Source organism: Flectobacillus sp. (genome assembly GCF_049240685.1).
GTDB lineage: Bacteria > Bacteroidota > Bacteroidia > Cytophagales > Spirosomataceae > Flectobacillus.
Genome location: NZ_JBMLSD010000090.1, coordinates 21,530 through 33,529, shown reverse-complemented (window position 1 = coordinate 33,529; position 12,000 = coordinate 21,530). Strand labels below are relative to the sequence as shown.

The 12,000-nt window shown below is 37.7% G+C and carries 10 protein-coding genes; 4 read left to right on the top strand and 6 right to left on the bottom strand.

What is annotated here, in order from left to right; translation table 11 throughout:
* Positions 1-447 precede the first annotated feature (447 nt).
* The 4 genes from ACOVQ4_RS04340 to ACOVQ4_RS04325 all read left to right on the top strand — a co-directional run bounded on the left by ACOVQ4_RS04340 (position 448) and on the right by ACOVQ4_RS04325 (position 5,204).
* Positions 448-1,551 carry a LysM peptidoglycan-binding domain-containing protein gene (locus tag ACOVQ4_RS04340; protein ID WP_421819429.1) on the top strand — a complete coding sequence of 368 codons (1,104 nt, stop codon included), beginning with the start codon at positions 448-450 and terminating at the stop codon, positions 1,549-1,551.
* Positions 1,552-1,758: 207 nt separating this feature from the next.
* A complete protein-coding gene (locus ACOVQ4_RS04335; RefSeq protein ID WP_421819428.1) occupies positions 1,759-2,985 on the top strand; it encodes a LysM peptidoglycan-binding domain-containing protein in 1,227 nt (408 codons plus the stop codon).
* 647 nt (positions 2,986-3,632) lie between these two features.
* Positions 3,633-4,574 carry a ribose-phosphate pyrophosphokinase gene (locus tag ACOVQ4_RS04330; protein ID WP_421819427.1) on the top strand — a complete coding sequence of 314 codons (942 nt, stop codon included), beginning with the start codon at positions 3,633-3,635 and terminating at the stop codon, positions 4,572-4,574.
* A gap of 63 nt (positions 4,575-4,637) precedes the next feature.
* Complete coding sequence (locus ACOVQ4_RS04325) at positions 4,638-5,204, top strand: 50S ribosomal protein L25/general stress protein Ctc (protein ID WP_421819426.1); 567 nt, start codon at positions 4,638-4,640, stop codon at positions 5,202-5,204.
* A 233-nt stretch (positions 5,205-5,437) separates the two neighbouring features.
* Here ACOVQ4_RS04325 and ACOVQ4_RS04320 read toward each other — a convergent pair whose 3' ends face one another.
* The 6 genes from ACOVQ4_RS04320 to ACOVQ4_RS04295 form a co-directional block, all read right to left on the bottom strand.
* Positions 5,438-6,556, bottom strand: a complete 1,119-nt coding sequence (locus tag ACOVQ4_RS04320) for an ABC transporter permease (RefSeq protein WP_421819425.1) — start codon at positions 6,554-6,556, stop codon at positions 5,438-5,440.
* A gap of 112 nt (positions 6,557-6,668) precedes the next feature.
* Positions 6,669-7,775 (bottom strand): ABC transporter permease, encoded by a 1,107-nt coding sequence (locus ACOVQ4_RS04315; RefSeq protein ID WP_421819424.1) that lies wholly within the window; start codon positions 7,773-7,775, stop codon positions 6,669-6,671.
* A 30-nt stretch (positions 7,776-7,805) separates the two neighbouring features.
* Positions 7,806-8,552, bottom strand: coding sequence for an ABC transporter ATP-binding protein (locus ACOVQ4_RS04310; protein ID WP_421819423.1), 747 nt, complete (start codon positions 8,550-8,552; stop codon positions 7,806-7,808).
* Between the two features lie 152 nt (positions 8,553-8,704).
* Complete coding sequence (locus ACOVQ4_RS04305; protein ID WP_421819422.1) at positions 8,705-9,613, bottom strand: ABC transporter ATP-binding protein; 909 nt, start codon at positions 9,611-9,613, stop codon at positions 8,705-8,707.
* An 11-nt stretch (positions 9,614-9,624) separates the two neighbouring features.
* Complete coding sequence (locus ACOVQ4_RS04300) at positions 9,625-10,560, bottom strand: HlyD family secretion protein (RefSeq protein WP_421819421.1); 936 nt, start codon at positions 10,558-10,560, stop codon at positions 9,625-9,627.
* A 163-nt stretch (positions 10,561-10,723) separates the two neighbouring features.
* A complete protein-coding gene (locus ACOVQ4_RS04295; protein ID WP_421819420.1) occupies positions 10,724-11,980 on the bottom strand; it encodes a TolC family protein in 1,257 nt (418 codons plus the stop codon).
* Positions 11,981-12,000: the final 20 nt, after the last annotated feature.

Genomic DNA, 12,000 nt, shown 5'->3' with positions numbered 1-12,000 from the left:
CTTTTGATAAAAGACTATTTCATTCTAATATTCGCCTCAATCGTATTTCTTGTAAGTTAATACGCAAAATTTATTTTAAGCTGTAAGGTAACAGACTTAAGGCTGTAAGCCCTAAGCTTAAAAAAAAGTGTTTTTATGAAATTGTAAAGAGCTTTTGCCTAATGCCTATGGCTTACTACCCAAAGCATCCATGTTAAATCTTATTCTGCACGATTACTTAGGTTAGTGGGCGAAATAGAATTTAATTTTTGTGCCCAAGGCATTCAGGTATCGGCTTTCGGCGGTGGACTTTGGAAAAAAGCATAGCTGTGGTTAATAAAAACATTTTAACACTCTGTGCCTTGTGCCTAAACACATACTTAAATATTATTCTGCTCGATTACTTAAACTGGTATTGGTTTAAATTGCGTACATTCGTTTATTGAATAAATGAACCCAATTTAACACATGACCCACATCGTTCAAAGTAAAGAGACGCTCTATAGTATTTCAAAAAAGTATGGAGTTACCGTCGAACAATTGATTTCACTCAACAATCTGGTTTCTACTAATTTGAGTATCGGACAGAACTTGATAGTGAGGCTTCCGTCTCCTACGACTCCCACCAAACCAAGCAATTCTATAAAATCAATTTTTGAAAAGAGAAATGTTTTTTTGATTGAAAAGCTCCCCAAAGTAGGTTATAACACCTTTACGATTAGTTTTCCTACGCCGTCTGGGATACAAAAAACGGGAGTTTTTCGAGATAATTACCCTTCGCCCAACCGTGTCAATGCAGCGGGTATTAGCTATGCTGGCAAAAACACCTTTGACTCCAATGTTTCGGCATTTCAAGATTTGTGTCCTCAGCCTTTTTATCTTGAAGTGTTGCATCATATTGCCAAAAACGAAGGATGTTTTGATGCAGTCAATAGCTATGACAAAGCGATTTTCTCATTTGGCTTCCTTCAATTTACTGGTGCACAATTATCAGGCTCAATTCTTTCTCAGGTATTGAATCGCTTCAAAGTCAGAGACGAATATGCATTTAATGATTGTTTTGGACAGTATGGAATAGACATAGTGGGAGGGACCAAACCCATCTTTAGGGTTGAAACTCCCAAGGGTATTTTAGAAAATGATGCTGCTTACACCGAAGTTGCGAATAACTTACAGCTTACAGGGGCGTTTGTGGCCAGTAGTTTTCGTAGAAGTATGATACGAGCACAGGTGGAATTGGCTTTGGAGGAATACGTCCTAAAAGCGCTGGCTCCCTCGGTGAAAATTAATGTAAATGGGGTCGTGCTACCTCTCAACGAAATTCTCAAAACAGAAGGAGGTTTTGCGATAAGGGTAGATCTCGCTGTTAATCGTGGCCTCACAGGTTCATTGTTGCCTATTCAAACCGCTGTGAATCAGGTAGCAAAAGAATCAAAACTTACCTCTGGTATGCAACTTGCTAAGATTAATGAACGCAGAGTAGTAGAGGTTCTAGCTCAGAACGAAACCGACGTACTGAAAAAACAAAGGATTTTGAAATTACTAGATGGTTCTTTTAGTTTTTGGAAATAAGTGGATTGGCAACAGGATTTGGCTATAGCTAAATTGTTTTACGCGGGTCTAAAAACTTCGGTAGGGAAAGCGTTCTCAGTAGAGAGATTTACCCTAAAGTAATAAAAAGCCTTTTACTCAGTTTTGATAAGGACCAGTAAATTCTTTATAAGTTTTCTTTAATTTCGAACATCAACCGAACCAATTATCTTTAAAACACTCAAAGCTATGGCAACTTATACCGTGCAACCCAAAGATACACTTTACAGCATTGCAAAAAAGTTTAACCTAAGTGTCGACCAACTAAAACAATTCAATGGACTTTATGATAATAATATCTCGATTGGTCAGGTATTAAAAGTTTCATTGTCAGGTAGTTCCACTTACAGTGACCCTGTTTACCCAAACAATAGTCCAGTGTATCCTTCCAACGAGCCAGTATATCCCAATAATAGCCCCGTATATCCTTCCAATGATCCTGTATATCCAAGTACTCCATCTTCCAATTATGTTGGGGGAACCACTAGTGGAGGAGGTGCTGCCAAAAGTATTTCTTCCTTTGTAGTTAGAAAAGAAAATAGAGGAAGCTATAACAGTATTACCATCAGCTACCCTACCGACTATGGGACTGATTCGACGGGTACCATGCGAGACAATTATCCATCTCCTAATATGGTTAACCCTCGAGGAGTTTCTTATTTTGGAAAATCAACCTTTGATTCGCAACGATATCATTTTGAAGATTTACTACCAAGACCATTTTATGCGGATGTACTACATTTTATTGGAAAAAATGAAGGTAGTTTTGATGCAGTAAATAGCTATGATAAAGCAATCTTTTCATTTGGTTTTATTCAATTTACTGGAGCAATCGCAAGTGGTTCAATTTTGAGTAAAGTTTTACAAAGAATGAAACAAAATCAAAGTGATGCGTTTTATAATTGTTTTGAACAGTTTGGAATCGATGTTACATCCTATGGCGCGGCTGTGGTTAGTGTAAACGGATATTCAGGAGATGCTGCTTTTAGTACTATCGCAAACGATTTGCAACTAACTGGAGTTTTTATAGCCTCAGGTTTTGAGCGTGAAATGATTCGTGCCCAAATCCAGATTGCACAAGAGGAATACATGAATAAAGCGCTTTCTGATGCTACAGGTATCGGAATTTTTGGTCAACAGGTTCCTTTAAATAAGATTCTTTACTCGGAAGGTGGTATTGCTTTGCGTGTAGATCTTGCCGTAAACAGAGGACTTTCGGGTTCTTTGGCGGTTTTGCAAAAAGCTATTACTCAAACAGCAAGTGCGCAAGGAATTTATAATGCATCAGGTTTGGGCGCTATCGATGAAAGAAGTGTCGTGCAGGCTGTTATAAACAATGATGCTGAACAATGGAAACGAGACAGAACCCAAAAGTTACTCAATAGCAGTTTCAGCTTTGATAAGTATTATAGTTAAAGAAGTAAATAGGTGGGCAAAATTAGATTTAAGTTTTTTGTTGAAGGCATTAGGATTAAGGCAACAGGCAGTAGGCACAAGGCATTAGGCAAAAATATATCTATCGTTACGTTGAAACAATTTTAAACTCTTTGCCCGTTGCCTCTTTGCCTGTTGCCTTAATCCTAACGCCTATCATTAAAATTTCATAAAAAACGACTTTTTTCTTTAGTTTACTGCTTATTTGACATTGCCCAAAATATACAACTCATCACTAATTTTATCATTTGGAAGTAGTAATTTTTTGTTATAGTTTGCTCGGTGGTAAATTGTATTTTAAAAAGAATTGCTACATTATTTCAAGAACCTAGAAAGATGTCTTTAATAGCCAAGAATAGTATCCAATAATTGTGTCTATATGACGCTATTAGGCGTTTGAATGTAGAGTTTTACGGAAAAATTCGGCATTTCGGTAAGATATAACCAATAGAAGAGCCTATTGCAAAAAAAAGACCTCGAAAATCAAAAATACTCATAAAGAAAGCTAGTATTTATCGTCAAGAATTTGTACTTTTGCGGAAAATTTTAAAACGGGTAATTAACGATTGCAAACAGATCAAACCATAATTGGTACCTCGCCAGTGCAAAGCGTTGTGCCCCCACAAAAAATGGCTTCCATAAATCAAGTTAAAATTTTCGCAGGGACTTCTTCTGAGTATTTAGCAAAAGAAATCGCTCAATATTTCGGCAAAGAATTAGGCTCTACTACAGTACAAAGATTTTCAGATGGTGAGATGTCACCAAGTTTTGATGAATCTATCAGAGGTTGTGATGTTTTCTTGATTCAATCAACATTTCCGCCAGCAGACAATCTTCTGGAATTGTTATTGATGATAGATGCGGCTCGCCGTGCTTCTGCTCACTATGTAACAGTTGTAATCCCTTATTTCGGGTATTCTCGTCAAGATCGTAAGGATAAGCCAAGAGTTGGTATTGGTGCCAAGCTTATTGCCAACCTGTTGACGGCTGCTGGAGCTGATCGCTTGATGACCGTAGATTTGCATGCAGGTCAAATTCAAGGATTTTTTGATTTTCCTGTAGATCATTTGGAAGGAACAGCTATCTTTGTACCTTATTTGAAATCACTAGGCTTAGAAAACATCCTTTTTGCTTCACCAGATGTAGGTGGCGTGGTTCGCACACGTAATGTTGCGAAGTTTTTTAATGCCGAAATGGTAATCTGCGACAAGCATCGTAAACGTGCCAATGAAGTGGCTTCTATGCAACTAATTGGAGATGTTACAGGCGCCGATGTGGTACTTGTTGATGACTTGATTGATACAGGTGGAACTATGTGCAAAGCTGCTCAGTTGATTATGGACAAAGGTGCCAAATCTGTAAGAGCGATTGTTACACATGCTGTTTTGTCTGGAAATGCCTACGAAAATATCAGTAACTCAGTCCTTACAGAATTAGTGGTAACAAACACCATTCCTGTAAAACCAGGTTGTGATAAGATTAAAGTTCTTTCTGTAGCCCAATTGTTTGCCAAAGCTATCGGAAGAATCCGTGACCATGAATCTATCAGTTCACTTTTCATAAAACATTAATAATTTAAACAGTTACTAGAAGATAGCAGTTCGCGAAAGGCTAGTAACATAAAAATCACTCAAATGAGAAAGATTGAAGTTGTAGGTTTCAAAAGAGAAACCTTAGGTACAAAATCAGCTAAAGATTTACGTAACGAAGCATTAGTTCCATGTGTATTGTACGGTGGTAAAGATGTAGTTCACTTTGCAGTACCGATGATTTTGTTCCGCGATTTGATTTATACTTCAGAAGTTGCTGAGGTAGAATTAAATATTGAAGGCGAAATCCGTCGTGCTATCTTACAAGATGCACAATTCCACCCAGTTAACGAAATTATTTTGAACGTTGACTTCTTGGAAATCGTAGACGGTAAAAGTATTAAAATTGACGTTCCAGTAAAAATCATTGGTAACGCTCCAGGTGTACAAAAAGGGGGTAAAATGGTTCAGAAACTTCGCAAAGTTACTTTGAAAGGTTTAGCTGAAAACATTCCTGATTTTGTTGAAGCAGATATTACTGGTTTGGACTTAGGCCAAACTATCAAAGTTAGCAAATTGAAAGTAGAAGGTGCAACTATTTTGAACAACCCTACCAACCCAGTTGCTACAATCGATATCCCACGTGCGTTGAGAGGAAAATTAAACTCTTAATTTTCACCAATTCATTACTGATAGATGACCGCTCTGTATTTGCAGAGCGGTTTTTTTGTATCAATACGCTATATTTTTCAGAAACGAATCTTTTCAAGAATACCTAATAGGGCTTTCAAAAGAAGCATTGCTATCAAACAATCTCAAGTATGGAGATTCTGCTGAGGGATAGGTACGTAGCCTATTTTGAGCCTTGTCAGAGGGTATTTTTTCACGGCAAACTCAGCCTCTACTTATACCTGTTTTTTGTAAGTCCAAATCGCAAGTCCATTAAATACGATTGCAAAGCTGAGTATAGCATAAACATGATATCTGATTTCATAAAGTCCTGACCCTTTGATAACGACTAAGCGCATAACATCGATAAAATAGGCTACTGGATTAAATTTAGTCATAAGTTTTGCCCACGCTGGCATACCATCTATGGACGTGTACAAGCCTCCCATCAATACAAATACCATTATCATAAAAAAGGCAAAAAACATGGCTTGTTGTTGGATATCCGAAAAATTCGACATGAGTAGTCCTAGTCCTAGAACAGCCAAAAGAAAGATGGATGTAAACCCAAAAATTACAAGTAAACTACCTACAGGAACTATCCCAAATACGACGCGACTCACGGTGAGACCAATGGCCGTAACTACTAAGCCTAGCACCCAAAATGGGATTAGTTTTCCAAGAATAAAATGATGTTTTTTGATAGGAGTAACATTGATTTGTTCTATAGTGCCTACTTCTTTTTCTTTTACGATATTGAGCGCAGTCAAAAAACTCCCTACCATAGTAACTAAAATCACCAAAATGCCAGGTACCATAAAAAGTTGATAATTCATTTGGGTATTGTACCAAAAGCGAGGAACAATGTCGAGCAAAGGCATAGGGTTCATTCTCGGGAAGTTAATCCAATCCGTGCGTATATCTTGATTGAAATCTTTGATTATTGAATTGAGATATGCTCCGCCCATGTTACCTTTTGTACCGTTTACGGCATTTATCGCAAGCAATAACTTCACTTCGTTTTCTTTGATCAAGGTACGCTCAAAATTGGCAGGAATCTCAATAATTACATCAGCGTTATTTTGTTCGACGCTTTTTAACGCGGCTTTATAGGAGTCTGTATTTTCAACTAATCTAAAATAGCCCGAGCCGATAATTTTTTGAACTAACTGTCTTGAATAACTTGAGTGGTCGTGGTCGACAAGGGCAATATTCACATTTTTGACCTCATAATCAGCTGCTATTGGTAACACAATGAGTTGAATAATTGGCATCACAAAGATGATACGGATAATGGAGGAGTTGCGAAATATCTGCCGAAACTCTTTTTCTAATAAAAAAAGTAGTGTTTTCATGTTTGTTTGAATTAACAGGGTACAGGCAAAAGGCATTAGTTATCAGTATGTTATGGAAAGTGGAAATTCTATTTACTATTGCCTCTTTGCCTTACCCCTAATGCCTCGTTTACTACTCCAACCTCGTTTTATAATTTTTTAAAGCGATGAGCACGAAGCCTATTGTCATGGCAACTAGGATTAGGCTTTCTTTAAGTACACTTTCAAAGCCTAAACCTTTAATCATCACGTCTCTCACAATAAAAAAATACCATTTTGAAGGAATCAAATTAGAAATAAATTGCATAGGCTTGGGCATGTTTTCGATTGGGAACATAAAGCCGCTAAAAATAAGGGTTGGTAATAACAAAACCATCAAAGAGGCAAGCATAGCCACTTGTTGCGAATTGGTAATGGTAGAGATAAACAGCCCCAATGCCAGTGCAGCAAAAATGAAAAGCATACTTTCGCCCAATAAAAGCAGGAGGCTACCTTGAATTGGTACATCGAGGAGGTTTACGCTCAATAACAATATGGTGCTAACATTAATAAAGGAAAGCAAGACATAAGGGATAGCCTTTGTAATAATTACCAAAATAGGAGGGACAGGAGATACCAACAGTACTTCCATGGTTCCAAGTTCTTTTTCACGTACAATCGCAATAGAGGTCATCATGGCAGAAATAAGTAACAAAATCATGGCCATAACCCCAGGTACAAAATTGTATGCGCCTTTGAGTTGAGGATTGTACAACATCCGAATTTCGGGCTGTATAGTGTAAGGCAATGCTTGCTGTCCTAATACTTCGTCCTGATAGGATTTTAGGATTGAACTAGCATAGTTTACAACAGTACTAGCTGTATTTGGGTCTGAGGCATCAGATATGAGTTGAACCGATGTGCTATTTTGATGCAATAATGACTGACCGAAATTGGCAGGAAATACAATAGCCAGTCGAATTTTCCCTTCTTTAAAAGCTTGATGGATTTGTGATGGTTTTGTAAAATTATCTTCGATATCAAAATATCTGCTCGCATCAAGCTCATTAATAATTTGTTGACTAGCTTGGTCCTTGGCGTAATCCAGTATCCCAATTTTGGAATCTTTTACTTCATTGGTCAAGGCAAATCCAAACAGAATTATCTGCACGATAGGCATGCCAAACAAGATAATCAAGGTTCGAGTATCTCGGAGTATATGCTTAAATTCCTTTGTGATGAATGCTAAGAAAAGTTTCATGATAAAATGTTATTTAACAATGTATTCATTCTATTCACTTCGTTTGGCTTTTCGGGCTAACTGATGAAATACCTCATCCATAGAGTCTGCTTGAAACTGATTTTTGAGATTTTTTGGGGTATCCAGCGCTTCAATTTTTCCATCAACCATTATCGATACACGATTGCAATATTCAGCTTCGTCCATATAGTGGGTGGTTACAAATATGGTTACGCCACGATTAGAGGCTTCATAAATTAAATCCCAAAATTGGCGACGCGTTACGGGGTCGACACCACCTGTGGGTTCGTCTAAAAATACAATTTTAGGATTATGCAATATTGCAATTGAAAACGATAGTTTTTGTCGCCATCCCAACGGGAGTGAAGATACCAGTTTGTCTGCTTCGGCTTCAAAACCCAAAGTTTTTAATAAATTGTCGGTTTTTTCTCTAATAGTTTTACGGTCCAAACCATAAATTCCACCAAAGAATCTAATGTTTTCTCGGATAGTTAAATCCTCATAAAGTGAAAATTTTTGACTCATGTATCCGATATTCTTTTTGATATCTTCTGTTTGAGAATACACATCAAAACCTGCGACTTTTGCCTGGCCTCCGCTTGGTTTCGAAATGCCGATTAGGATTTTCATAGCCGTGGTTTTCCCGGCACCATTAGCTCCCAAAAAACCAAATATTTCGCCCTTATAAACGTCGAAGGTGATGGCGTTAGTAGCAATAAAATCTCCGAATCGCTTGCTAAGTTCTTTGGCTTGTATGACTATTTCCTTATTTTCCATGTTTTTAAACAACTTCAAAATTGTTAGTAACAGCAATGAATAAATGAACATTATACCCCAGCATATATCTTTTGTCACCTTCTTATGATGGATCTATCCTGCTGAGTATAAACCCTTGACTGATAGCTTCTTTATACTAATTGGTGAAAACATCAAGACAGCGCCATAAAACAATCCTCAATGGTAGGAATAATCTCCTTGATTTGAAAAGGTTCCTGATAATGCTTTTGAATATAAAGGCAAAAAGCCTCATAGTCTGCTTGGTCATGAACAAGGGTCAAATGGTGACTTTCTCCAAAACTAAAACAGGTATGTGTATGGGGGAATTTCCTAGCTACTTGCAATAAACCATACATATTGGAGGCATTGATTGCCCAAATTTTTTTCGGAAATTTTTGAATAATTCCTTCTGGTGAATCAATATCCAAAATTTTTCCCTTTTGCATGAGAGCTACTCGGTCACATAGGCTTGCTTCGTCCATATACGGAGTAGAGACTAAAATGGTGATACCTTCCGACTTTAAATATTTTAGCATTTCCCAAAACTCTTTTCTCGAAACGGGGTCAACGCCTGTCGTTGGTTCATCCAAAAACAAGACACTTGGCTCATGAATTAAGGCGCAGCAAAGGGCTAATTTTTGTTTCATCCCGCCAGAGAGTTTTCCAGCCTTGCGTGAACGAAAGGGCTCTAGCTGCTGATAGATATCTTTGATCAGATGGTAATTTTGCTGGATTGTTGTGCCAAATACATTCGCAAAAAAATTGAGATTCTCCTCCACACTTAGATCCTGATATAAGGAAAACTTGCCAGGCATATATCCAACACGCTTACGGATTGATTTAAAGTCTTTTTTGACATCAAAATCATCTACCCAGGCCTCGCCAGATTCGGCAAGTAGGAGAGTGGTGAGAATACGAAATAAGGTGGTTTTACCTGCGCCATCCGGACCAATTAACCCAAAAAGTTCACCCTTTTTTATCTCTAAACTAATATCATCCAGTGCCTTAATTTTTCCTTTATCGAAAGATTTGGAAAGGTTTTGCGCGATAATTGCATTCATCTTTTTGGGGGTTAAAATATCACTTCTCCATACATGCCAATTTTCAGCGCTCCAGTGTTTTTGACACGAATTTTTACTGCGTATACAAGGTTGGCTCTCTCTTCTTTGGTCTGTATGGTTTTTGGGGTAAACTCTGCTTTGGAGGCTATCCAAAATATCTTCCCTTGTAGAGTATCAGAAAGACCTTCGGTTTTGTCGATGAGCACTTTTACAGCTTGGTTGAGCTGAACCTTTGAGAGTTGATTGCCCGAGACATATACTTTCAGTGTCATTTGAGATAAATCAGCTATCTTGTAGAGGGCTTTTCCTGGTGAGGTGATCTCGTATTGCTCTGCATATTTGGTAATTACCGTGCCACGCACAGGGTTGATTATCTCTCCTCGTTTGATTTGGTCTGCTATTTGTTCCGACCGTTTTTGCAGCGGTGTGAGCTCGCTGTTTATACTACGGTTTTGGATGGCTACCTGAGTTTTCTGGGCAATAATTTGGCTTTCTAGCACACTAATTTGCTTTTTTGTGAGGGCAATTACTCCCTCCATATCGTCGAGTTGTTTGCTTGGGACGGCCTCAGATTTCACCAAATTAGTTAATCGTTGAAACTCCCTTTGTTGGATACGAAGCTGCTCTTTTTGGAGCGCAATCTGATTCTCTAGGACTTTAATTTGTGCAGATGCATCATTGAATTTTTGGGGCAAACTTCTCATATTTGCCTCTATTTGGGCTTCTTGAAGTTGAAGATTAGCAATGTCAATATTTCCAACCTTCTGGGACAAACCTAAAGTATCACCTTCTTGGAGGTTGAGATGGAGAATTTTGCCTGCTACTTCAGAAGAGATAATGGTTTCTGTAGCCTCAAATGTACCCGTTGCATCAGTAGATTGTTCATTTTTTTTACAAGAAAATATCAAAGAACTCGCCAGAGATATGAATATTAATTGCTTTTTCATTTCGAATATAGGATTGTGCGATTTTCGCGGTTGAAGACTAAAAAATAAAAGTTGAGTAGTTACACAAACTTAATTTTAAGTGCATGGCATTCGGCCATGAGCATTCGGCAAAAACGTCTCTAAACTATGTAGCACACTTCGCCTTGTGCCTAAAACAAAGAACTTAAATTCCTAGTGTGTTTTGATAATTGGCTTTGGCGAGCGCCTGTTGTAAGGTATGAATCAACTGATTCTCTTTGGCTTGAAGTTCAGCCGAAAGGTCTGTAACATAGTCACTTGCGGTAATAATGCCGTTATCGAGTTGTGCGCTGGATGTTTTGGTAATTTTTTCTCTAAGAGTAATAATTTTCTGGTCTAGTTCTATCATGTTTTCTAACTTTTTGATTTCAGCATCGAGTTGTTGCAAAGCAATATTGGTATTGAGCAAAAAAGCTTCTTGCTGAGCTTCTATCGTTTTTGCCGAAATTGCTAGTTGGTTTCTTTCATGCTTTTTGTTGTAAAAACCTCCCAAAGACCAATTGAACCTCAGACCGCCGAGGTAATACCCTTTAAAATCATTTTGTAGCATATTCAAGGCTGGACGTCCATAGCCAGTTTGTAGAAAAAGGCCCACTTTAGGCATATTTTTGGCCGTAATCAAATTTTCTTGAAAGCTTAAAAGATTTTGTTGTTCTTGAAAAAGCTGAAGCTCTGGACGTTTTATTTTGGTCTCAGTGGTATAGTTCAATAGGGGAGATTCAAATTGGACCGTAGCCACATCTTTGTTAATCAACAGGGCCAAAATTTTTCTCGCTACAATTTCTTGTGATTTTACTTCACTACTACGTTGCTCTAGTTTCAAGATTTCTACCTCAAGCTGATTGAGATTGGCCTGAGTACTTATACCATTTTGAATACCAGCTTTGATTTTAGTGATTTTCGCTTGTAATTCGCTTTTGATGATATCTATCAATTTGAGCTGATTCTGACTTAATAAAATACCAAAATAACTCTGACTTACTCTTTCTTTGAGTTTATCCAATTCAACTACAGTTTTTTGTTGTTCGGTTAAAGCAGCAGCTTTTTGCACTGAAATTTGAGCATTTGTAACGCCGCCATCATACAAGCTTTGTTTCAGCTCTGCGTACAATTTATATTGGTCTTTAGAAATTTGCGGAATATCAATAGAAGGAATTTTGATGGGTACGGAGGTTACATCCGATTGATAGGTTGCTTGTCCTACAATTTCTACTTGAGGTTTAAAGTTACTTTTGAGTTGAGCAATCTGCTGTTCTAGGCTCTCATTAATGTATCCTTTTTGTTTGGCAGTAGGATAATTCTGTTTGGCAAGCTCATAGCATTGTGTCAATGACAACTGCTCTTGTGCATACGCATGTTGTAGCAGCGTAGCGAGGAGAAGTAGCAAAAATGATTTTTTCATGGTTTTAACTAAAATGTTTA

Bases quoted from the DNA above. Each gene is read 5' to 3' on its own strand.
- ACOVQ4_RS04295 (WP_421819420.1), bottom strand. From the start codon at position 11,980: ATGAAAAAATCATTTTTGCTACTTCTCCTCGCTACGCTGCTACAACAT.
- ACOVQ4_RS04330 (WP_421819427.1), top strand. From the start codon at position 3,633: ATGGCTTCCATAAATCAAGTTAAAATTTTCGCAGGGACTTCTTCTGAG.
- ACOVQ4_RS04300 (WP_421819421.1), bottom strand. From the start codon at position 10,560: ATGAAAAAGCAATTAATATTCATATCTCTGGCGAGTTCTTTGATATTT.
- ACOVQ4_RS04325 (WP_421819426.1), top strand. From the start codon at position 4,638: ATGAGAAAGATTGAAGTTGTAGGTTTCAAAAGAGAAACCTTAGGTACA.
- ACOVQ4_RS04310 (WP_421819423.1), bottom strand. From the start codon at position 8,552: ATGGAAAATAAGGAAATAGTCATACAAGCCAAAGAACTTAGCAAGCGA.
- ACOVQ4_RS04340 (WP_421819429.1), top strand. From the start codon at position 448: ATGACCCACATCGTTCAAAGTAAAGAGACGCTCTATAGTATTTCAAAA.
- ACOVQ4_RS04320 (WP_421819425.1), bottom strand. From the start codon at position 6,556: ATGAAAACACTACTTTTTTTATTAGAAAAAGAGTTTCGGCAGATATTT.
- ACOVQ4_RS04305 (WP_421819422.1), bottom strand. From the start codon at position 9,613: ATGAATGCAATTATCGCGCAAAACCTTTCCAAATCTTTCGATAAAGGA.
- ACOVQ4_RS04335 (WP_421819428.1), top strand. From the start codon at position 1,759: ATGGCAACTTATACCGTGCAACCCAAAGATACACTTTACAGCATTGCA.
- ACOVQ4_RS04315 (WP_421819424.1), bottom strand. From the start codon at position 7,775: ATGAAACTTTTCTTAGCATTCATCACAAAGGAATTTAAGCATATACTC.